The organism is Cupriavidus sp. FW305-F7, assembly GCF_058782875.1.
On the sequence record NZ_JBYSYC010000006.1, the window covers coordinates 191,935 to 214,145 of the forward strand.

Sequence of the window (22,211 nt, forward strand, 5' to 3'; positions counted from 1 at the left end):
CTTGCGCCGCCTTTCCCAATCCGGCAGCTCCCTGCCATGCCTGCAGCGCCTCCTCAGGCATCGTTCCCAAGGCCATACATGCGGTGCAATACATTAATGTATGCATCTAGGGACTTTCCCCAACTCATCGTTTTCCCGGTTTTTCCCACGCGCGATCCCCGGCATTCTTGCGGGTGCCAGCAGTCGGCGGATTGATGCGCCGATGCATGGCAACTGCTTGATTTCCAACGACTCGGGATGCTGTCGGACCGGCCATTGATGCAGTGTGCGCACCAGTCGCACTGCAGCAACCGCCAGCCAGGTGTCGCTCGCCGCGGTCTCATGCTGCAGGGCCGCGACGAATACGCTTGACTTACCTGATATATCACATACCGTATAGCACTAGAACGGCTCAGCTGTTCTTTGACTGAGAGTCACGCAGAGGCGTCTACAGGCGCCCATCTTCCACCTTGGCGGCAAGCCGCTATAAGGAGACATCATGGAATTGCAGCAGAGGGAGTCCACGTCGCGCTTTGCGTCGCCGTGGGTGCAACTGGTATTCGGCGTGATCTGCATGGCGATGATCGCCAACATGCAATACGGCTGGACGCTGTTCGTCAACCCGATCGACGACAAGTACCACTGGGGCCGCACCGCGATCCAGGTGGCCTTCACCATCTTCGTCGTGACGGAAACCTGGCTGGTGCCGATTGAAGGCTACCTGGTCGACAAGTACGGCCCGCGCCCGGTGGTGGTGGGCGGTGGCCTGCTGTGCGCGATTGCGTGGGCCCTGAACTCGGTGGCGTCCTCGCTGCCCATGCTTTACTTCGCGGCGGCGATCGGCGGCCTTGGCGCGGGCGCGGTGTATGGCACCTGCGTGGGCAACGCGCTGAAATGGTTTCCCAATCGCCGGGGCCTGGCAGCGGGGATTACCGCAGCCGGTTTCGGTGCGGGCTCCGCGCTGACCGTGGTGCCCATTGCCAACATGATCAAGACTTCGGGCTATGAGGCCGCGTTCCTGTGGTTCGGTCTTGGCCAGGGCCTGATCGTGTTCATCCTGGGCATGGCCCTGTACCCGCCGTCGGCCAAGGTCCTGAGCGAGGTCAAGTCCACGCTGAAGGCTGCCGCAACCTACAATGCTTCGCCGCGCGAGGTGCTGAAGTCGCCGATCTTCTGGGTCATGTACGCGATGTTCGTGATGATGGCCGCCGGCGGCCTCATGGCCACCGCCCAGCTCGGCCCGATCGCCAAGGACTTCGGCCTGCACGACGCCCCGATCTCGATCCTCGGCCTGACCTTGCCGGCGCTGACCTTCGCACTGACCATCGACCGCGTGCTCAATGGCCTGACGCGCCCGTTCTTCGGCTGGATCTCCGATCATATCGGCCGTGAACGCACAATGTTCTTTGCCTTCGGGGTCGAGGCCATCGGCATCCTGCTGCTGTCCAAGTACGGCCACCATCCGGTTGCCTTCGTGGTGCTGACAGGCGTGGTGTTCTTTGCTTGGGGTGAGATCTACAGCCTGTTCCCTGCCACCTGCGGCGACACCTTCGGGCCGAAGTTTGCCGCCACCAACGCGGGCCTGCTGTACACCGCCAAGGGCACGGCCGCGCTGCTGGTGCCGTTCTCCAGCGTGATCACCACTGTCACGGGCAGCTGGCATGCGGTCTTCATGGTGGCCTCCGCCATGGCGGCATTGACCGCGGTAATGGCGCTGTTCGTGCTCAAGCCGATGCGCGAGGCGCATGCCCGTAAATATGTGCATGCCAATGCATCGGCACCGATGGGCTACCGTACCGTGCCGGAAGACCTGACCTGATAAAGAAAGCAGTACGGCGCCCCCCGGCGCCGGCAGGACCCGGACGTGGCGGCTGCGATGCCTGCACAGACGCCGCGCCCGGTAGCACAATACGACAACTACAAAGCGCGACAGGAGGGCGGCCCGCCGGGCGCCTTCCTGATTGCACATCGGAACCCCACAAACAGAATCCAGGCACGCCATGAACCAGGTTGTCATTCCACTCGAGGCGACGGGGCTCGGCCGGCAGCGCAAGCGCCGCCAGCCCAAGGGCAGGCAGGTAGACGCGGCCGCGCTGGCCGAAGTGCGCGTGGCGCTGGGCGACATGCCCCGCCGGCGCGACCTGCTGATCGAACACCTGCACTGCATCAACGACCGCTACGGCCAGTTGGCGATGCCGCACCTGGTGGCGCTGGCCAGCGAACTGCGGCTGTCGATGACCGAGGTCTATGAAGTCGCCACCTTCTACCACCACTTCGACGTGGTGCGCGAGGACGCCGACGGCCAGATCGCGCCGTCGCCGGCGCTGACCGTGCGCGTATGCGAAGGCATTGCCTGCGAGCTGGCGGGCGCGCAGGCGCTGATCGACAAGCTGCCCGCGGTGCTCGGCACTGAAGTGCGCGTGGTGGCCGCGCCCTGCATCGGCCGCTGCGAAAAGGCGCCCGCGGCGCTGGTCGGGCAGAATCCGGTCGATGCTGCCACGGCCGAGGCCATCGACGCCGCCGTGCAGGCAAAGGCCGTGCGCCATGCGCCCGAGCCTTATATCGGCTACGACGCTTACCAGAAGGACGGCGGCTATGCCTTGCTGAAGTTCCTCGCCAGCGGCGACCTGGAACCGGCCGCCGTGCTGTGCACGATGGAGGACTCCGGCCTGCGCGGGCTGGGCGGCGCGGGCTTCCCGACCGGGCGCAAGTGGCGCATCGTGCAGAACGAGCCCGCGCCCCGGCTGATGGCCGTCAACATCGACGAGGGCGAGCCCGGCACCTTCAAGGACCGCGTCTACCTGGAGCGCGATCCGCACCGGTTTCTGGAGGGCATGCTGATCGCGGCGACGGTGGTCAACGTGTCAGCGATCTATATCTACCTGCGCGACGAATACGCTGGCTGCCGCGCGCTGCTGGCCGAAGAACTGCGGCGGCTGCAGCAAGACCCGCCAATCCCCGGCTTGCCGACGATCGAACTGCGCCGCGGCGCGGGCGCCTATATCTGCGGCGAAGAGTCGGCCATGATCGAGTCGATCGAAGGCAAGCGCGGCATGCCGCGGCTGCGCCCGCCCTATGTGGCGCAGGTGGGCCTGTTCGGCCGGCCCACGCTGGAGCACAACTTCGAGACCCTGTACTGGGTGCGCGACATCATCGAGAAGGGCGCCGAGTGGTTTGCCTCGCAGGGGCGCAATGGCCGCAAGGGGCTGCGTTCGTTCTCGGTCTCCGGCCGGGTGAAACGGCCCGGCGTGCATCTGGCGCCGGCGGGTATCACGGTGCGCGAACTGATCGACGAATACTGCGGCGGCATGCTTGACGGCCATGCGTTCTACGGTTACCTGCCGGGTGGCGCCTCTGGCGGCATCCTGCCAGCATCGATGGGCAATATCCCGCTGGACTTCGACACGCTGCAGCCCTACGGCTGCTTTATCGGCTCGGCCGCGGTGGTGATCCTGTCCGACCAGGACAGCGCCACGCAGGCAGCGCGCAACCTGATGCACTTCTTCAAGCACGAGTCCTGCGGGCAATGCACACCGTGCCGCACCGGCACCGCCAAGGCGCTCGACCTGATCCGCCAGCCCAAGTGGGACCTGTCGGCGCTGGATGACCTGTCCGCGGTGATGCGCGATGCATCGATCTGCGGGCTGGGGCAAGCCGCGCCCAATCCGGTCGACTGCGTCATCAAGTACTTCCCGCACGAACTGGCCTGAGAGACTGACATGAATGCACTGACCCGCGCCGAACGCGCGCTTGTCGAATCCGCCGAGCCAGCCGTCACCTTCACGCTCAATGGCCGCGAAGTGAGCGCGCAACCCGGCGAAAGCCTGCTCAAGGTGGCCCAGCGCGAAGGCTTCGACGTCCCGCACCTGTGCTACAAGGATGGCCTCGAGCCGGCTGGCAACTGCCGCGCCTGCATGGTCGAAATCCAGGGCGAGCGCGTGCTGGCTCCGTCCTGCTGCCGTTTTCCCGCGGAAGGGATGCAGGTACAGACCGAGTCCGAGCGCGCCCTGCGTGCGCAGCGCACCGTGCTGGAACTGCTGCAGTCGGACATGCCCGAGACTGACTACACCCGCCACAACGAACTGGACCAGTGGGCCGCGAAGCTGGAAGTCGGCAAGCCCCGCTTTGCCCCGCGCGAACGCGTGGCGGCGGATTTGTCGCACCCGGCCATCGCCGTCAACCTGGATGCGTGCATCCAGTGCACGCGCTGCCTGCGAGCCTGCCGCGACGAGCAGGTCAACGACGTGATCGGCCTGGCGCTGCGCGGCGACGAAGCCCGCATCGTGTTCGACATGGACGACCCGATGGGTGCGTCGACCTGCGTGGCCTGCGGCGAATGCGTGCAGGCCTGCCCGACCGGCGCGCTGATGCCCGCGCGCGACGCCGCGCTGGCGGTGCCGGACAAGCAGGTGGACTCGGTCTGCCCGTACTGTGGCGTGGGCTGCCAGCTGACCTACAACATCAAGGACAACCGCATCCTGTTCGTGGAAGGGCGCGATGGCCCGGCCAACCACGAGCGGCTGTGCGTGAAAGGCCGCTACGGCTTTGACTACGTGCAGCATCCGCAGCGCCTGACGGTGCCGCTGGTGCGCCGCGAAGGCGTGCCCAAGCAGGGCGATTTCGTCATGGATCCGGACCACGTCATGGACGTGTTCCGCGAGGCCACCTGGGAAGAGGCCCTGGCGCTGGCCGGCGGCAAGCTCGCGCAGATCCGCGACACCCACGGCAAGCGCGCGCTGGCAGGGTTTGGCTCGGCCAAGGGCAGCAATGAAGAGGCCTACCTGTTCCAGAAGCTGGTGCGCACCGGGTTTGGCAGCAACAACGTCGACCACTGCACGCGGCTGTGCCATGCCTCGTCGGTGGCGGCGCTGCTGGAGGGGATCGGCTCGGGCGCGGTGTCGAACCCGGTGATGGATGTCGACAAGGCCGAGGTGGTGATCGTGATCGGCGCCAACCCGACCGTGAACCACCCGGTCGCGGCCAGCTGGATCAAGAATGCGGTGAAGAACGGCACCAAGCTGATCGTGGCCGATCCGCGCCGCTCGGACCTGGCGCGCTTTGCCCATCGCTTCATGCAGTTCAAGCCCGATGCCGACGTGGCGCTGCTCAACGCGATGATGCATGTCATCGTCACCGAGGGCCTGGTGAACCAGGACTTCATCGACAGCCGCACCATCGGCTTTGACGAGCTGCAGCGCAATGTCGCGGCGTACAGCCCGGAACTGATGGCGCCAGTGTGCGGCATCGAGGCCGAGGTCATCCGCGAGGTCGCGCGTCTGTATGCCACGTCCAAGGCCTCGATGATCCTGTGGGGCATGGGCGTGTCGCAGCACGTGCACGGCACCGACAACGCGCGCTGCCTGATCGCGCTGGCGCTGATGACCGGCCAGATCGGCCGTCCCGGCACCGGCCTGCATCCGCTGCGCGGCCAGAACAACGTGCAGGGCGCGTCCGACGCCGGACTGATCCCGATGATGTACCCGGACTACCGCCGCGTGGACGATCCCGTGGCGATCGCCAGCTTCGAGGCGCTGTGGGGCATGCCGCTGGACCGCCAGCCCGGCCTGACCGTAGTCGAAGTGATGCAGGCGATCGAGCGCGGCGAGGTGCGCGGCATGTACATCATGGGTGAGAACCCGGCCATGTCCGATCCCGACGCCGAGCACGCGCGCGAGGCGCTGGCCTCGCTCGACCACCTGGTGGTGCAGGACATCTTCCTGACCGAGACCGCCTACCTGGCCGACGTGGTGCTGCCGGCCTCGGCCTTCCCGGAGAAGACCGGCACCTTCACCAACACCGACCGCACCGTTCAGCTCGGCCGCCAGGCGCTGAACCCGCCGGGGCAGGCGCGCCAGGACCTGTGGATCATCCAGCAGATGGCGGAGCAACTGGGGCTGGACTGGCACTACGACGGCGTGGCCGAGGTCTTCGATGAGATGCGCCAGGCCATGCCCAGCATCGGCGGCGTGACCTGGGAGCGGCTGGAGCGCGAACATGCTGTGACTTATCCGTGCAAGGAAGAGGGCGACCCGGGCGAACCGGTGATCTTTATCGACAGCTTCCCGACCGAGACCGGCCGTGGGCGCTTTGTGCCGGCCGATATCATCCCGGCGGCCGAGCGGCCCGATGTCGACTACCCGATGGTGCTGATCACCGGCCGCCAGCTCGAGCACTGGCACACCGGCAGCATGACGCGGCGCGCCGGCGTGCTCGATGCGATCGAGCCCGACCCCGTGGCGCTGGTGCACCCGCTGGACCTGGACGCGCTGGGCGGCAAGCCGGGCGACGTGGTCACGCTGGCATCGCGCCGCGGCGAAGTCACGCTGTACGCGCGGGCCGACGCCGGCACGCCGCGCGGGGCGGTGTTCGTGCCGTTCTGCTATTACGAGGCGGCGATCAACAAGCTGACCAATGCGGCGCTGGACCCCTTCGGCAAGATCCCGGAGTTCAAGTACTGCGCGGTGAAGATGGCTCTGGGCGGCGAGGCGCCGGAGCAGTCGAGCTACGGCGGCGGGCAGATCCTGGCGGTGTAGGGCAACGGCAAGACCTGACGGGGCCGTCTGCGCGGGTAGCGCAGGCGGCCTTTTTTGTTGGGTGATTATCCTGAATTTCGGGAAATTGATTGTTGTGGTTTTCAGCTAATCAAATCAATCGTGACGGGCTACGCTTCAGATCATTCCCTACACATCCCGGAGCCCGCCATGAAAGCCATCGGCCTGACCCAGTACCTGCCCATCTCCGACCCGCGTTCGCTGCAGGACGTGGAGATCGACATGCCCAGCCCCGGCGGCCGCGACCTGCTGGTGAAGGTTGAGGCCGTCTCGGTCAACCCGGTCGACACCAAGGTGCGCGCGCCCAAGGCGCAGGTAGAGCCCACGCCGCGCGTGCTGGGCTGGGACGCGGCCGGCACTGTGGCGGCGGTGGGGCCTGAGGTGACCCTGTTCAAGGTCGGCGACCCGGTCTACTACGCGGGCAGCATCACGCGGTCCGGTGCCAACGCCGAATTCCACCTGGTCGATGAGCGCATCGTCGGCCACAAGCCCGCCTCGCTGGATTTCGCCAACGCGGCGGCGCTGCCGCTGACGGCGATCACCGCCTGGGAGGCTCTGTTCGACCGGCTGGGCATTTCGCCCAAGGGGGATCACGCCGGCCGCTCGGTGCTGATCATCGGCGGCGCGGGCGGCGTGGGCTCGATCGGCATCCAGTTGGCCAAGGTGCTGGCCGGGCTGACCGTGATCGCCACCGCGTCGCGGCCCGAGTCGCAGGAATGGTGCCGCCGCCTTGGCGCCGACCATACCGTTGACCATCGTGGCGACCTGCCGGCGCAGTTGAAGGCGCTGGGTTTTGCCGAGGTCGACTACATCCTCTGCTTCAACGATATCGACGGCCATTTCGCGGCGATGACTGAACTGGTCGCCCCGCAGGGCAAGATCTGCACGATCGTCTCGAATACGCGGCCGTTGCCGGTGGAATTGCTCAAGAACAAGAGCGCCACCTTCGTCTGGGAATTCATGTTCACGCGCGCCATGTTCAGCACGCCCGACATGGTCGCGCAGCATCGTCTGCTTAACGAGGTCGCGCGGCTGGTCGATGCCGGCCGCCTGCAGACCACGCTGGGCGAGAACCTGGGGAGCATCAACGCGGAGAACCTGCGGCGCGCGCACGCCATGCTGGAAGGCGGGCGGACCATCGGCAAGCTGGTGCTGGAAGGGTTCTGAGCTGGCGGGCTGCGCTCGGCAAACAACAACGCCCGCCGGGATGGCCCCGGCGGGCGTTGTGCGTTTCTGGGGCAGGGGTCAGCCCATCTTGCCGAGAATGCCCTGCATCTCGTCGCTGTTGAAGGCGCGCAGGGTTTGGGTGCGTACGTTGCCGGCCGCGCCGATGGTCAGCCCGAAGCTGGTCATGGTCTCGTCGTCGGGCGCTTCGACGGTGAGCACGATGTCGTATTCGCCCAGCGTCCAGTAGATGTCTTTCATCTGCACGCCCAGGCGCGCCCCCATCTCGCGCACCGCGGCGGCGCGCTTGGTGGTGTCCTTGACAGTGCGGATGCCCTGGTCGGTGAAGCTGGCTAGCACGATGTAGCGGGTCATGGCGGGACCTCCGGTTATGGTTGGATTGGTCGCCGTCCCGGCGGTGTGCACGGCGCAAACGGCCGGGGCAGTGGTTCAGGGCTTCGGGGCGTGGCGAGGCGCGAATGGCATGGCGCTTCGCCGTTGATGCTCGCGACGTCTGAGCAACTTCATGCCAACGCATATTGCGCGCCAGTCGGCGCGGCAGGCCAGGATGCGGGCCGCGGGCTCGCGGCCGGCTGTTCCGGCCGGCCGGTGTGTTTCAGTTGCGATACTGCGTGCGGCTCAGTCCTGTGGACTGCCACCGTCCGCGCTGTCGGGCGTGTCAAGCGCGCGCATGTTATCCAGCAACTTGAGCAGGTAATGCAGTGTGTGCGTCAGGTCATTGGTAGAAAACCCCGTCAGCGCCTGCTCGTAATAAGCCCGGATCTTCGGCTGCGCCTGGTGCAGCCAGACCTCCCGTCCCGGCTCGCTCATCCGGATCAACCGTGAGCGGCGGTCGCGGCCGTCCGGGGCCAGCGTGACGTGGCCGTCGCGTTCCATCCGGCTGACCAGTCCTGACAGGTTCTGCCGGCTCACCATCAGGTAGCGGGCCAGGTCGCCCACGCTCATGCCATCAGCGGCTTCCGGGCGCGACAACGCGCCGAGCACGGCCCACTGCTGCGTCGTCAGGCCCTCTGCCTCGACGGCTCGCGATCCCGTTTTATGCAACATATTTGCGCATTGGTACAGCCGGAAGAAAAGCCGGTTGGCCAGTTCCATGCGTGCGTTTGTCGGGAAATCTGCCCCTGATTCCGGGTTAACCATAGTCTTTTCCACAGTGTTGGCGTCTTGCGTAGGCAGCGGCTACCTCCTACTATAGGTAAACATATTTACCTATTTGGTAGTGCGATGTGACGGCGCCATGGCCGGCACGATAGCACCGGAATCCTGAAAGGAGAACGCTGTGCAAGGACTTGAAGGCAAGACGGTCATCGTGACCGGTGGTGGCGGAGGTATCGGCGGCGCAACCTGTTTGCGCTTTGCGCGCGCCGGGGCGGTGGTGGGCGTGCTCGACCTGAACCCGGAAGCGGCCGAGCGCGTCGCCGGCCAGATCCGAGAGGCTGGCGGGCGCGCGCTGGCCCTTCGCTGCGATATCACCGAGCGCGCCAGCGTGGATGCCGCGGTGGCGGCGGTGGAGCAGGGCCTGGGCCCGGTGGACGTGCTGGTCAACAACGCCGGCTGGGATGTGTTCAAGCCGTTCATCAAGACCGAGCCCGCGCAATGGGAGCGGCTGATCGCCATCAACCTGACCGGCGCGCTGCACATGCACCACGCGGTGCTGCCCGGCATGATCGAGCGCAAGCGCGGCCGCATCATCAATATCGCCTCCGACGCCGCGCGCGTGGGTTCGTCCGGCGAAGCGGTCTATGCCGCGTGCAAGGGCGGGCTGGTGTCGTTCTCCAAGACGATTGCCCGCGAACACGCTCGCCACGGCATCACCGTCAACGTGGTGTGCCCGGGGCCGACCGAGACCGCGCTGTTCGAAGACTACAAGCAGGGCGCGGGCAACCCCGAGAAGCTGGTCGAGGCCTTTACCCGCTCGATCCCGCTGGGCCGCATCGGCCAGCCCGACGACCTGCCCGGCGCGGTGCTGTTCTTTGCCAGCGACGACGCCGGCTTTATCACCGGCCAGGTGCTGAGCGTGTCGGGCGGCCTGACCATGAACGGCTGAGCAAGCAAACACCAGAAAACGGAGACCACCATGCAATACGAAGACATCCTGTACGAAGTGCGCAACGGCGCCGCCTGGATCACCATCAACCGCCCGGAAAAGATGAACGCCTTCCGCGGCCACACCTGCGACGAGCTGATCCACGCCATCAACCGCGCCGGCTACGACCGCGAGATCGGTGCCATCGTGCTGGCGGGTGCCGGCGACAAGGCGTTCTGCACCGGCGGCGACCAGTCCGCGCATGAAGGGCAGTACGACGGCCGCGGCACCATCGGCTTGCCGATGGAAGAACTGCACAACGCCATCCGCGACGTGCCCAAGCCGGTGATCGCGCGGGTGCAGGGCTTTGCCATCGGCGGCGGCAACGTGCTGTGCACGATCTGCGATTTCACCATCGCCTCTGAAAAGGCCGTGTTCGGTCAGGTAGGGCCAAAGGTGGGCTCGGTCGACCCGGGCTATGGCACGGCCTTCCTGGCGCGCGTGGTCGGTGAAAAAAAGGCGCGCGAGATCTGGTACCTGTGCCGTCGCTACCCGGCCGCCGAGGCACTGGCGATGGGGCTGGTGAACGCCGTGGTGCCGCATGACCAGCTCGACGCCGAAGTGCAGAAGTGGTGCGACGAGATCCTGGACAAGAGCCCGACCGCCATCGCCATCGCCAAGCGCTCGTTCAACATGGACACCGCGCATCAGGGTGGTATCGCCGGCATGGGCATGTACGCGCTCAAGCTCTACTACGACACCGAGGAATCGCGCGAGGGCGTGAAGGCCTTCCAGGAAAAGCGCAAGCCCGACTTCCGCAAGTACGCCAGATAAGCGCTGGCATCCGACCAAGCGGAGACAACCATGAACCCCTACCTTGACGAAGACCTGATGGCGCTGGCGGAGCATGCGCGCCGTTTTGCCGATGCGCGCGTGGCGCCTGGCTACCTGGAGCGGGACCAGACCCGCGTGCTGGACCGCGCGCTAATGCGCGAGATGGGCGAGATGGGCTTTATCGCGCCGGAACTGCCCGAGGCCTGCGGCGGCCAGGGCATGGGCTCGCTCGCGGCCGGCGTGATTCATGAAGCGGTGGCGCGCGCCGACCTGAGCCTGTCGTATATCAACCTGCTGGCTTCGCTCAACGGCCAGATCCTGGCACAGCACGCGCGTCCTGAAATCGGCGGGCCGTGGCTGCAGCGGCTCACGCGCGGCGAAGCGCTGCTGGCGATCGCGCTGACCGAGCCGCGCGGCGGCTCCGACGCGGCCAACCTGCGCCTGCGCATGGAGCGCGACGGCGACGCCTATGTGCTCAATGGCGAGAAGACTTCGATCTCCGCCGCGGACCAAGCCGATGCCGCGGTGGTCTTTGCCCGCACCGGCCCGGTCGATGCCGGCGCGCGCGGCGTCTCAGCCATGCTGGTGCCGATGGACCTGCCTGGCATCACTCGCAACCGTTTCGACTGCCACGGCCAGCGCGCCATCGGCCGCGGCTCGATCTTCTTCGAGAACGTGCGCGTGCCGGCCAGCCACCTGCTGGGCGAGGAAGGCCAGGGCTTCGTGCAGGTGATGCAGGGCTTCGACTTCTCGCGCGCGCTGATCGGCCTGCAGGTGCTGGCGGTGGCGCAGGCCGCGCTGGACGAGACCTGGGCCTACGTGGCGGAACGGCAGGCCTTTGGCAAGCCGCTTTCGGCCTTCCAGGGGGTCTCGCACCCGCTGGCCGATTTCCAGACCCAGGTGACCGCGGCCCGGCTGCTGTGCCTGCAGACGCTGTGGCTGAAGGACCATGGCCAGCCACACACCGCCGAAGCCGCGATGTGCAAGTGGTGGGCGCCCAAGCTGGCCTACGACGTGGTGCACCAGTGCCTGCTGTCCTTCGGCCACGGCGGCTATGACCGCGGCGTGATGGAGCAGCGGCTGCGCGATGTGCTCGGCTTCCAGATCGGCGACGGCACCGCGCAGATCATGAAGACCATCATTGCCCGCGGACGCGCCGGGCGCGAAGCTGTGCCGGCCTGAAGCCGCGCTCGCACGCGGCATCGCATAACGAGGAGACAAGCCATGGATTTCGACGCCGTACTGGTTGCGCCCCGCCGAGCCGCCAGCGTGGCGGCAGGCCACTGGCACGACCGCACCGTCAACGACTACCTTGCCGCCTGCGTGAGCGGCCGGCCCGACGCGCCGGCCCTGACTGCGGTAAGCCTCGACAGCGGCACCGTGGCCCGCTTTACCTGGTCCGAGCTGGACCGGATGGCCGACCGGGTGGCGGTGGGGCTGAGCCGCCTCGGCGTCGGTGCGCAGGATGTCGTGTCCTGCCAGTTGCCCAACGGCTGGCACCTGACGGTGCTGTACCTGGCGTGCGCACGGCTGGGCGCGGTGCTCAACCCGTTGATGCCGATCTTCCGCGAGCGCGAGTTGTCGTTCATGCTGGCGCATGCGCAATGCAAGGTGATGGTGGTGCCGCAGGGTTTCCGGGGCTTCGGGCATGCGCAGATGGTGCAGGGCTTGCGCGACGTATTGCCGGCGCTGCGCCACGTCGTTGTCACGGGCGGCGCTGGAGCGGACAGCTTCGACGCATTGCTCAGCGGTCCGCGCTGGGAGGATGAGCCCGATGCGCCGGACATCCTGCTGCGCGGCCGCCCGGGCGCTGACGACGTCACGCAACTGATCTACACCTCCGGCACCACCGGCGAGCCCAAGGGCGTGATGCATAGCGCCAACACGCTGTTCTCCAATATCGTTGCCTATGCCGATCGGCTGCGCCTGACGGTCGACGATGTGGTGCTGATGGCCTCGCCGATGGCGCACCAGACTGGCTTCATGTACGGACTGATGATGCCGGTGATGCTGGGCGCGCATGCGGTGCTGCAGGACATCTGGGACCCGGCGCGCGCGGCCGCGCTGATCCGCGAGGAAGGCGTGACCTTCACCATGGGATCGACACCGTTCCTGACGGACCTTGCCCGCGTGGTGTCGGAGTCCGGCACGCCCGTGCCAAGCCTGCGCACCTTCCTGTGCGCCGGCGCGCCGATCCCGGGCGCGCTGGTGGAGAGCGCGCGCCTGGCGCTGGGCGCCACGATCGTGTCGGCGTGGGGCATGTCGGAGAACGGCGCGGTCACCACCACGCTGCCGGACGATCCCGACGCGCGCGCATCGACCACCGATGGTCGCCCGCTGCCGGGCGTGGAGGTGAGGGTGGTGGACGGCGCCGATGCCGACGTGCCCACCGGGGAGACCGGCCGCCTGCTGGTGCGGGCGTGTTCCAACTTCGGCGGTTACCTGAAGCGGCCACATCTGAACAGCACCGATGCCGATGGCTGGTTCGACACCGGCGACCTGGCGCGGCTCGATGCGCACGGCTACCTGCGCATCGCCGGGCGCAGCAAGGACGTGATCATCCGCGGCGGCGAGAACATCCCCGTGCTCGAGGTCGAGACCCTGCTGTACCGCCATCCCGCGGTGTCGCAGGTGGCTATCGTCGCCTACCCGGATGAACGGCTGGGCGAGCGCGCCTGCGCCTTTGTCGTGCCGCGCGCCGGCCAGGCGTTCGACCAGGCGGCGATGGTGGACTGGCTCAAGGCGCAGAAGATGGCGCTGCAGTACATCCCCGAGAAGCTCGTGGTGCGGGACGCACTGCCGGCCACGCCCGCCGGGAAAATCCAGAAATTCCGGCTGCGCGAGATGCTGCGCGGCGACCCGTCCTGAACCTGGCGCAGCGGTGGCCGGGGCGCCGGCCGCCGCGCAACGCAAAAAGCGCAATTAACCGCCAAGCATTGCACCCCACCACGACCGCGCATTCGCGCCAGGGCTGGCAGGGCGAGGGTGTCCAGCTCCACCTGTCACCGGCCTGCACCGGTATAGCCGCGCCCATGCGGCGCCAGCAAGCGCCGCAGCCATTGCCGCCAGGCGCCCGCTGCCGGCCCGGCGCCTTGCCGGCAGCGCGTTACGTGCAGCGATGCCGTGGTGACGGCATACAGCTCGATATGGCCGCTGTCGGACAACGTAAAGCATTCGCTGGCCGTCAGCGCCGCGTCCTTCGGGTCGCCGTCGCGGATCAGCCAGAGCTCGCCTTCGGTGCAGCGCACGGCGACGTGTTCGCCGGGGCCCGCCACCAGCCGCAGCGAACTGCGTGCGGGCAGGGTGGCGGTCATGTCATTGCTCACCAGGAACATGATGGTCTCCAGGTTCAGTCGACGGCCAGGCCGTGCAAGGCGGGCGGGATCACCGCGCGCGCGGGGGCTGTGCCGGGCCGGATGAAATCGGCGATGCGCCGGATCACGCCGGGATCCTGCAGGATGCGGCGATGCCCCAGGCCGCTGGTCGTGACCAGTTGCGCGCCGGGCCAGGCGCCGGCGATGGCGGCGCCGTCTTCCCAGCGCACTTCCTTGTCGTCGCGGTCATGGATCACCAGCGTTGGCGGGACCGGCCGGGTGCGGCCGACGTCGGGCACGTTGAAAGCCGACCATGGCAGTCCCAGCCAGCGCTCGCTCTGGCGCTGCATGCGCGCCAGCACGCCGGGGGTGAAGCCCATTTGCCAGGCCAGCGACGCACACGCGGCGTGCATGTCGGCCGGCGATCCGACCAGCACGGCGGCGCGGGCGGGCAGGCCTTCGCGCAGCGCCAGCGCGGTGGCTGCGCCGCCGAGTGAGTGCGCCACCACGGCGTGTACCTGCCCCGCGTGCCAGGCTGCGGCGAGCAGCGAGCGCGACATTTCCAGCACCGAGGTCTGCGCCGCGCCGCGCGCGCCGGCATCGGAGGCGCCGTGCGAGAGCGCATCGAAGGCCACCACCCGCATGCCGGCTGCCAGCAGGCCTTCGACCACCGCATGCCACTGGCCGGCATGGCCGCCCCAGCCGTGCGCGAGCATCACCACGGGACCGGACGTGCCCCAGCGATAGACGCGCACGCGCCGGCTCGGGCCCTGGCCCGTCACCAGCGCCCAGTCGGCGCGCGCACTGTCCAGCAAGTGCCGCGCTGCGGATGTGGCTGCGGCGCGCGGCGGCTTGAACCAGATGTGCTCCAGCGCGCGCGCTGTCGCGCCGGGCCTGACCACGCTGCCCGCCTGCCAGCGCAACCGCTGCCAGCCCTGAAAGGCCCGCTCCACCGGGCCGGACTTGCCGGTGCGCAGCGGCGCGTTGCCGGCGCGCGCGGGCAAGGGTGCGGCGGCGGGGGATGAGGAAACCGGGGAAGGAGAAGAGACTGCTTGCGTCACGACCTGCACCTCCAATGGATTCTGGATGGCACGGCATCATCGGCACCGGCCCCGCCGGCGGCATTCCGTGCTGTTGTTAAGACCGACCAGTCGTGCTTTTTAATGTACAAAAAAAGCCCGCCCGAGCGGTTGCTGCCCGCCGGCGGGGTAGCGCCGGCGCCAATGTGTGGCTCAGTGGCGGCGGGCGCCCTCGGCGGCACGGGCCACCAGTGCCGCAAATGCGCGCCGCGCCATGGTCTCGGCATCCTCGCGGCCAAGCAGCTTGAAGGATTGCTGGAAGGCCATGCCGATGCCCGCGAGTTCGAAAGCAAATTGCCGCGGATCGGTGTCCGGCCCGAAATGGCCCTCATCGATGGCGTCGCCCACCACGCGCGCAACCGTGCTGTGCCAATCCTTCAGCGACTGCACCACCAGGTCGCGGATCGAGCCCGGCCGATCGCGGTATTCCTGGCCCAGCGCCGTGAACAGGCAACGTCCCTGCGTCACCGTGCCGCCCAGCCATTCCAGGTAACCTTCAAACAGCCCCTGCAGCCGCGGCATCCCGCGCGGCTGGCGCATCGCCGGCCGGATCACGATCTCGCCGAAGCGCTCCACGGCCAGGTCGAGCACTGCCTGCTGCAACACCTCCTTGGATTTGAAGTGCGCATACAGGCCGCTCTTCGACATATTGGTGTCCGCGGCCAGCGTGGCCAGCGACAACTGTTCGAAGCCGACCTTGGCAGCGGTGTCCAGTGCCTGTTCGACGATGGCGTTGCGGGTGAGTTGTCCTTTTTGCATGGTCTGGAGAATAGCACGACCGGTCGGTTTGTCAACGAAACCAGATGCATGGTATTTGCCCCGACTTGCGCACTTGTGTCCGCGAGGCCATAACGTCATATGGATAGGCATGTGACGTCAACGCAAACCGCCAAGGCCCGTTAGAGATTGGGCGGCTCAGCGATGTTGTGCACGATCCGGCTCTTTGACGTTCGCCAGTCGGCCGATGTCAGGGCGGGATGGCGGACTTCTAAGAAATCTGCACAAAGTGTTTCTGCGGTTACATACGGAACGCTTTGCGTGCTCTATACTCGAATGCACGTCCGCGCACTTTTTTTCACTGGTGACTGGAGACCGACATGAACAGTACAGCCGTGCCAAGAGGCGCTAGCGAACCGTTCCGGCAACTGCGGGCGTTGCGTCGCGCGCGCAAGCTAAAGCAGGAGGACGTCGCCCGTAAAGCGGGGATTTCCCGGGAAGCCTACCTGCGGGCGGAGTCGGGTCAGGCCGATCCCCGCATGTCGACGTTCCTGGCCGCCTGCGAGGCGCTGGGCCTGGAAGTCGTGCTGGCCCCGCAGCATCTTGCTGCAGACGTCAACGCATTTATTGCCAGCCGCAATGGCGGCGTGACGGCAGCTTCCATGGCAGGCCAGCCGGCCGCCGGAAGCACGGCCGCGCCGGCTGCGGCGCCGGCTTCCGGAGGCGCTTTCGGCTCCGGAACCGGAGAGGGCCACAAGCCGGTCTGACCCGCCGCTGCCTGGCCGGCCGGGTTCGCAACGCGCCGGCACCGGCAGCTGGCCTCCAGGCCACCGCATGACAACCGGCGCGGGGCGTTCCGCACCGCGCCGGTCGCTATTGTCCTGAGCGCCGTTCGAACGACGCCCGGCGTGGATGACGCCGCAGGCCCGGCTGCCTGCTTCGGCGCTTTCCCGCCTTTCCCGGTTTTCCCCTTTCAGCTGCGTGAGCGATTGCTGCCGCGCCGGCGTCAGCGCGCGTCCCAGCGCCTGGCTGGTTTCTTCCCGCTTTTCCCGTTTCCCACCTACAACTGCAATGCAAGCGGCGTCCGGCGCATGCGCACGCGATGCCGTTTGACACGTCCGATGCTGGAGATTACGATATGGTAAATGCATTACGTATTCCGTAATTTTTGCCTCGTGCACCACGCACAGGCTGAATACGAACCGGCAGGCACTCCCAGCAAGAGGCCGCTAGGCGCCAGCGCAGCGCCAGATGGATCGAGACCCAGGAACGCTGACGACACCATGACACTCACGCACACCCAGCTCGCCGAGAACGGCTATATGTCCGGCTTCGCCAATGAATTCGCCACCGAGGCGCTGCCCGGTGCGCTGCCCGTGGGCCGGAACTCGCCCCAGCGCGCGCCCTACGGCCTGTACGCCGAGCAGCTGTCCGGCACGGCCTTTACCGCGCCGCGCGCGCACAACCGGCGCTCGTGGCTGTACCGCATCCGCCCGGCCGCGATGCATACGCCGTTCACGCAGATCGAGCAGTCGCGTTTCCTGAGCCGTTTCGACCAGGTGCCGCCGTCGCCCAACCAGATGCGCTGGAGCCCGCCGGCAATGCCGTCGGTGCCGACCGACTTTGTCGATGGCATCGTCACTATGGCCGGCAACGGCGGCCCCGAGGCCATGACCGGCTGCGGCATCCACCTGTACCTGGCCAACCAGTCGATGCAGGACCGCTTCTTCTACAACGCCGACGGCGAGATGCTGATCGTGCCGCAGCAGGGCCGCCTGCTGATGGTGACCGAGCTGGGCCGGCTGGAAGTGGAGCCGCAGGAGATCGTGGTGATCCCGCGCGGCGTGCGCTTCCGCGTGGAGCTGCCCGAGGGCGAGGCGCGCGGCTATATCTGCGAGAACTACGGCGCGTTGTTCCAACTGCCCGACCTGGGCGTGATCGGCTCCAACGGCCTGGCCAACCCGCGCGACTTCCTGTCGCCGGTTGCCAGCTATGAAGACCGTGAGGGTGATTTCGAACTGGTGGCCAAGTTCCAGGGCAACCTGTGGCGCGCCGGGATCGGCCACTCGCCGCTCGACGTGGTGGCCTGGCATGGCAACTACACCCCGTACAAGTACGACCTGCGCCACTTCAATACCATCGGTTCGATCAGCTTCGACCACCCGGACCCGTCGATCTTCCTGGTGCTGCAGTCGCCGTCGGCCACGCCGGGCGTGGACACCATCGACTTCGTCATCTTCGGGCCGCGCTGGCTGGCGATGCAGGACTCGTTCCGCCCGCCCTGGTTCCACCGCAATATCGCCAGCGAATTCATGGGCCTGGTCACTGGCGTCTACGACGCCAAGGCCGAAGGCTTTGCCCCGGGCGGCGCCAGCCTGCACAACTGCATGAGCGGCCACGGCCCGGATGCGGAAACCTTCGAGAAGGCCAGCGCCGCCGATACCTCGCAGCCGCACCACATCGAGGACTCCATGGCCTTCATGTTCGAGACCCCGGGCGTGATCCGCCCGACGCCGTATGCCGCGCAGTCGGCCTCGCTGCAGCAGGACTACTACACGTGCTGGCAGGGCCTGAAGAAACACTTCAACCCGAACACTCGCTAATCCCGGGCGCCTGGCCCCCCGCCCGGTTTTCTCTCCTCTCCCGCAAGCGGGCGAGGGGCCGGGGGAGAGGGCAGGCGCTCGTCAAGCATGACGCGTCACCACACGCGACAAGTGCCACCAAATTTTCGGAGTATCCCAATGACCGCCCCCAAGACCAGCTGGATCGCTTCCGCCAACGACGGCCAGTCCCACTTCCCGCTGCAGAACCTGCCGTATGGCGTGTTTTCGACCAAGGGCCAGGCCCCGCGCGTCGGCGTTGCCATCGGCGACCAGGTGCTGGACCTTGCCGCGCTGGATGAAGCCGGCCTCCTGCCGGCCGCTGCCAAAGGCACGTTTGCCGCTGGCAGCCTGAACCGCTTTATCGCCCTGGGCAAGCCGGTGTGGAGCGAAACCCGCAAGCGCCTGGGCGCGCTGCTGTCCGGTGATGACGCCGCGCTGCGCGACAACGCCGCACTGCGCGACAAGGCACTGGTGCCGATGGCGGCCGCAACGCTGCACCTGCCGGTGGAGATCCCGGGCTACACGGACTTCTATTCGTCCAAGGAGCACGCCACCAACGTCGGCCGCATGTTCCGCGACCCGGACAACGCGCTGCTGCCGAACTGGCTGGAAATCCCCATCGGCTACAACGGCCGCGCCAGCTCGGTGGTGGTGAGCGGCACGCCGCTGCATCGCCCCAACGGCCAGATCAAGCTGCCGAACGAGGCGCGCCCGGTGTTCAGCGCCTGCCGCAAGCTGGATTTCGAACTGGAGATGGGCTTTATCGTCGGCAAGGAATCGGCGCTGGGCGAGCCCATCAGCACCGCCGATGCGCCGGCGCATATGTTCGGCATGGTGCTGCTCAACGACTGGAGCGCGCGGGATATCCAGCAGTGGGAGTACGTGCCGCTGGGGCCGTTCAACAGCAAGGGCTTCGGCACCTCGATCTCGCCGTGGGTGGTGACGATGGAAGCGCTTGAGCCGTTCCGCCGCGACAACCCCGAGCAGTCGCCGCAGCCGCTGCCGTACCTGCAGCAGCAGGACAAGAACGCCTATGACATCGCGCTGGAAGTCGCGCTGCAGCCGCAGGGAGCCGCGGCCCCCAGCACCATCTGCCGCACCAACTTCAAGGCGATGTACTGGACCATGGCGCAGCAGCTGGCCCACCACACGGTGTCGGGCTGCAATGTGCGCGTGGGCGACCTGATGGGATCGGGCACGATCAGCGGCACCACGCCGGATTCCTACGGCAGCCTGCTGGAAATGACCCGCAACGGCGCCGAACCGGTGACGCTGGCCGACGGCAGCCGCCGCGGCTTCCTGGAGGATGGCGACGACGTGATCATGACCGGCTACTGCCAGGGCGAAGGCTATCGCGTCGGCTTCGGCGCGGTGTCGGGCAAGATCCTGCCGGCGCGCTGAAGTGTTTCAGCCGGCGCTGCGGTCGGCGCTTTGACCGGCTGCGGCGGCATCCAGGATGACCGCCGCGCGGCCTGACAGCAGTGCCCGGCCCGCGGCGCTGACGGTGAAGGCGTACAGCACGCTGCTGCCTTCACCGCTGATACGCTGCGCCTCAACCTGCAACGGCGCGTCGATATCGTCGAGCCGCTCCACATGCAGCACCAGCCTGCGCACGCTGGCCAGGTAGCCCGAGCGCGGGCGCTGCGCGTCCTTGCCTGGCGCCGCTTCCGCCAGCAATGCGCCGTGCACGGCCATGGCCTGTGCCGCATATTCAATCCCGCTGACTGCGGCCAGCCGGCCCTGCGCGCGCAGCGGGTTGTCCGCGCGCGTATGCGTGGCGGACGTGCAGCGAACCGATGTCGCATCCCAGGCCAGCACGCCGTCGAGCAGGCACATCGTGCCCTGGTGCGGAATGCGTGCCGCGATCCAGTCGCGGTCTTTCAGCAGCTCAGCCATTCGCCTGGCCACCGAGGCATTCCACCTCCGCTTCTAGCTGCAGCGTGTCCAGATAATCGAGCACCACGGTGGTAGTCTCGCCGCGGGCGATGGCCGTCAGCAACGGTAGCATGCGTGCAGCCGGCGCCGACCTGCGCAGCGCTTCCAGCGCGGCGTCCGGCATCACCGTGGCCGGTGCCTGCTTCAGCGCCACGCCGATGCGCGCGAGCGAACGCGCGGTCTGCCGCGGCGTGAGCAGCAGGGCCACGCCGAAGGGATCGGGGATCGGGCGGTGGCTGTGCAACGGCGCGGGATAGCCGGTGTCATAGGCGATCAGCAGGCAGGGCTCGGCATCGGCGGCGGCCTGCAGCACGCATTCGAGCAAGCCCGCGCTGCCACTGCCATCCATGGCGCACAGCACATTGGAGGTGCGCATCGCGCCCGCGGCGATCGACCAGTAGCCGGCGGTCGCGTTATGCACGGAGTTGTGGAAGCGCGTGGGCGACATCAGCGGCTCAGGCTCGGCCAGCGCTTCGCAGATCGCATGGAAGTTGAAGCCGTCGCTGCTGGACGAGGCAAAGATCGTCGGCAGCTGCGCGGCTTCGCAGTCGCTGGCGGCAACGGCCTGTTGGCCCACCCCCAGCGCCAGCCGTACGGTCGGGCCGGTGCGGCGGCGCTCTGCCGGCGGCAGGCCCGCGGGTGGCGGCAGCTCGGTCGGCGCGTGCGCATACGGCACGCGGCCGGCAAGGACTTCAGTGGCCTGCTGCCAGCCGGTCAGGCCGGGGCCGAGCAGGCCGATGCTTTCGATATACACGTGCTGCGGCATGGCGATGCTCAGTGGGATGCTGCGTCCGCGCGGGCGAACAGCAGGGTGCAGTTGGATCCGCCGAAGCCGAAAGCATTGGTCATTGCATAGCGCAGCGGTGCTTCGCGGTTGGCGAGCTGGTAGTTCACGTCCAGCGCCGGATCCACCTGCGTGGTGTTGATGCCACCGGGCACCAGGCCGTGGCGCAGCGCCAGCGCGCAAATGACGGCTTCGAGCGCGCCGGCGGCACCCAGCGCATGCCCGGTGGCGCCTTTGGTGGAGCTGCAAGGCGTGCCGGGCAGCACCGCGGCCATGGCCATCGCCTCCGCTGCGTCGTTGCTGCGCGTGGCGGTGCCATGCAGGTTGACGTAGCCGACCTGTGTCCGCGCTACGCCCGCGCTGGCCAGTGCCTGCTCCAGCGCCAGTCGCGCGCCCAGCCCGTCGGGGTGCGGGGTCGACATATGGTGCGCATCGCTCGATTCGCCGATGCCGGCCAGCAGGATGGCATCGGCTTGCGCGGTGCCGGCCACGCGCTCGAGCAGGCCGAATGCCGCTCCCTCGCCGATCGAGATGCCGTTGCGCGCCACGTCATAGGGCCGGCACGGCTGGTCGGACAACAGCTCCAGCGAATTGAAGCCGTACAGGGTCGTGTAGCACAGCGAATCGACGCCGCCGACCACGGCTACATCGATCAGCCCGGCCTCCAGCATGCGCCGTGCCGAACTGAACACCTTGGCGCCGGATGAACAGGCCGAAGATACCGCAGCCGCCGGGCCGGCCAGCCCCAGGTATTGGCGCAGGAAAGCGGGCAGCGAGTAGGGGTTGTGGGTGGTGGCGTAGTGGAAGCCCGGCGGCAGCGCGCCGCTGGCAGGATCCCGCTGGCGATAGGCCAGTTCCGTCTGCAGCACGCCCGCGGTGCTGGTGCCCAGGAAGACGCCGACCCGGTGGGCGCCGTAGCGCGCCGCCGCTTCGCGCACGCGCGCGGCAAAGCCGTCCTGCTCCAGCGCCAGTTGCGCCAGCTGGTTGTTGCGGCAGTCGAATTCGGCCAGTGCGGGCGGAAGTGCCACGGCGTCCAGGCCGGGTACCTCGCCGACGAAGGTATCGAGCTCGACGCCGCCGAAGCGGCAGGGCGCCAGGCCGCCGCGCTGCGCACGCAGTGCCGACAGGGTGGCGTCTACACCGGCGCCCAGGCAGCTGGTGGCCGTGAAATGCGAGAACAGGAGGGGGGACACGGCTTAGGTGG

The 22,211-nt window shown here is 67.6% G+C and carries 19 protein-coding genes; 11 read left to right on the top strand and 8 right to left on the bottom strand.

From position 1 onward, the window contains the following. The first annotated feature begins 478 nt into the window (after nt 1-478). From oxlT to AC3WL8_RS08215, 4 genes are all read left to right on the top strand, one after another. Nucleotides 479-1,798: an oxalate/formate MFS antiporter gene (gene oxlT, locus AC3WL8_RS08200; protein WP_211981712.1), complete on the top strand. Its 1,320-nt coding sequence runs from the start codon at nt 479-481 to the stop codon at nt 1,796-1,798. A gap of 181 nt (nt 1,799-1,979) precedes the next feature. Then, entirely contained in the window at nt 1,980-3,689 is a 1,710-nt protein-coding gene (locus tag AC3WL8_RS08205; protein WP_153953443.1) for an NADH-ubiquinone oxidoreductase-F iron-sulfur binding region domain-containing protein, read from the top strand. 9 nt (nt 3,690-3,698) lie between these two features. Then, nucleotides 3,699-6,512 carry a formate dehydrogenase subunit alpha gene (gene fdhF, locus AC3WL8_RS08210; RefSeq protein WP_492378130.1) on the top strand — a complete coding sequence of 938 codons (2,814 nt, stop codon included), beginning with the start codon at nt 3,699-3,701 and terminating at the stop codon, nt 6,510-6,512. A 168-nt stretch (nt 6,513-6,680) separates the two neighbouring features. Next, the gene (locus AC3WL8_RS08215; protein ID WP_153953445.1) at nt 6,681-7,697 is read left to right on the top strand and encodes a zinc-binding alcohol dehydrogenase family protein; all 1,017 of its coding nucleotides are present in this window, start codon (nt 6,681-6,683) and stop codon (nt 7,695-7,697) included. Nucleotides 7,698-7,775: 78 nt separating this feature from the next. On the opposite strand, the gene AC3WL8_RS08220 is transcribed toward AC3WL8_RS08215, so the two are convergent. Both AC3WL8_RS08220 and AC3WL8_RS08225 read right to left on the bottom strand, forming a co-directional pair. Next, nucleotides 7,776-8,069, bottom strand: coding sequence for a GYD domain-containing protein (locus AC3WL8_RS08220; RefSeq protein ID WP_013953318.1), 294 nt, complete (start codon nt 8,067-8,069; stop codon nt 7,776-7,778). A gap of 264 nt (nt 8,070-8,333) precedes the next feature. Further along, nucleotides 8,334-8,855 (bottom strand): MarR family winged helix-turn-helix transcriptional regulator, encoded by a 522-nt coding sequence (locus AC3WL8_RS08225; RefSeq protein WP_153953446.1) that lies wholly within the window; start codon nt 8,853-8,855, stop codon nt 8,334-8,336. Between the two features lie 139 nt (nt 8,856-8,994). Between AC3WL8_RS08225 and badH the strand changes: the two genes are divergently transcribed. From badH to aliA, 4 genes are read left to right on the top strand one after another with little or no spacing between them, the layout of a single operon-like run. Continuing rightward, on the top strand, nt 8,995-9,762 hold the full coding sequence (gene badH, locus AC3WL8_RS08230; RefSeq protein ID WP_013953316.1) for a 2-hydroxycyclohexanecarboxyl-CoA dehydrogenase: 768 nt from the start codon (nt 8,995-8,997) through the stop codon (nt 9,760-9,762). Between the two features lie 30 nt (nt 9,763-9,792). After that, a complete protein-coding gene (badI, locus tag AC3WL8_RS08235) occupies nt 9,793-10,575 on the top strand; it encodes a 2-ketocyclohexanecarboxyl-CoA hydrolase (protein WP_211981707.1) in 783 nt (260 codons plus the stop codon). Nucleotides 10,576-10,605: 30 nt separating this feature from the next. Then, nucleotides 10,606-11,757, top strand: coding sequence for a cyclohexanecarboxyl-CoA dehydrogenase (gene aliB / locus AC3WL8_RS08240; protein ID WP_013953314.1), 1,152 nt, complete (start codon nt 10,606-10,608; stop codon nt 11,755-11,757). Between the two features lie 42 nt (nt 11,758-11,799). Further along, nucleotides 11,800-13,443: a cyclohexanecarboxylate-CoA ligase gene (gene aliA, locus AC3WL8_RS08245; RefSeq protein WP_492378131.1), complete on the top strand. Its 1,644-nt coding sequence runs from the start codon at nt 11,800-11,802 to the stop codon at nt 13,441-13,443. 134 nt (nt 13,444-13,577) lie between these two features. Here aliA and AC3WL8_RS08250 read toward each other — a convergent pair whose 3' ends face one another. The 3 genes from AC3WL8_RS08250 to AC3WL8_RS08260 form a co-directional block, all read right to left on the bottom strand. After that, complete coding sequence (locus AC3WL8_RS08250; protein WP_492378132.1) at nt 13,578-13,910, bottom strand: DUF2917 domain-containing protein; 333 nt, start codon at nt 13,908-13,910, stop codon at nt 13,578-13,580. 14 nt (nt 13,911-13,924) lie between these two features. After that, on the bottom strand, nt 13,925-14,950 hold the full coding sequence (locus AC3WL8_RS08255) for an alpha/beta fold hydrolase (RefSeq protein ID WP_249679198.1): 1,026 nt from the start codon (nt 14,948-14,950) through the stop codon (nt 13,925-13,927). Nucleotides 14,951-15,121: 171 nt separating this feature from the next. Next, entirely contained in the window at nt 15,122-15,727 is a 606-nt protein-coding gene (locus AC3WL8_RS08260; RefSeq protein ID WP_041228671.1) for a TetR/AcrR family transcriptional regulator, read from the bottom strand. A gap of 338 nt (nt 15,728-16,065) precedes the next feature. Between AC3WL8_RS08260 and AC3WL8_RS08265 the strand changes: the two genes are divergently transcribed. The 3 genes from AC3WL8_RS08265 (at nt 16,066) to fahA (ending at nt 19,689) form a co-directional block, all read left to right on the top strand. After that, nucleotides 16,066-16,452, top strand: coding sequence for a helix-turn-helix domain-containing protein (locus AC3WL8_RS08265; RefSeq protein WP_013953309.1), 387 nt, complete (start codon nt 16,066-16,068; stop codon nt 16,450-16,452). A gap of 516 nt (nt 16,453-16,968) precedes the next feature. Then, a complete protein-coding gene (gene hmgA / locus AC3WL8_RS08270; RefSeq protein WP_492378133.1) occupies nt 16,969-18,288 on the top strand; it encodes a homogentisate 1,2-dioxygenase in 1,320 nt (439 codons plus the stop codon). A gap of 138 nt (nt 18,289-18,426) precedes the next feature. After that, nucleotides 18,427-19,689: a fumarylacetoacetase gene (gene fahA, locus AC3WL8_RS08275; RefSeq protein ID WP_211981698.1), complete on the top strand. Its 1,263-nt coding sequence runs from the start codon at nt 18,427-18,429 to the stop codon at nt 19,687-19,689. Nucleotides 19,690-19,695: 6 nt separating this feature from the next. Here the strand turns inward: fahA and AC3WL8_RS08280 are convergent, their stop codons facing one another. The 3 genes from AC3WL8_RS08280 to AC3WL8_RS08290 are packed head-to-tail and all read right to left on the bottom strand — an operon-like array spanning nt 19,696 to nt 22,200. After that, nucleotides 19,696-20,184, bottom strand: a complete 489-nt coding sequence (locus AC3WL8_RS08280; protein ID WP_211981694.1) for a hotdog family protein — start codon at nt 20,182-20,184, stop codon at nt 19,696-19,698. Then, nucleotides 20,177-20,989 (bottom strand): beta-ketoacyl synthase chain length factor, encoded by an 813-nt coding sequence (locus AC3WL8_RS08285; RefSeq protein ID WP_013953305.1) that lies wholly within the window; start codon nt 20,987-20,989, stop codon nt 20,177-20,179. Before AC3WL8_RS08285 ends, AC3WL8_RS08280 begins: the two co-directional genes overlap by 8 nt. An 8-nt stretch (nt 20,990-20,997) precedes the next feature. Further along, nucleotides 20,998-22,200: a beta-ketoacyl-[acyl-carrier-protein] synthase family protein gene (locus AC3WL8_RS08290; RefSeq protein ID WP_211981692.1), complete on the bottom strand. Its 1,203-nt coding sequence runs from the start codon at nt 22,198-22,200 to the stop codon at nt 20,998-21,000. Between the last annotated feature and the right edge of the window lie 11 nt (nt 22,201-22,211).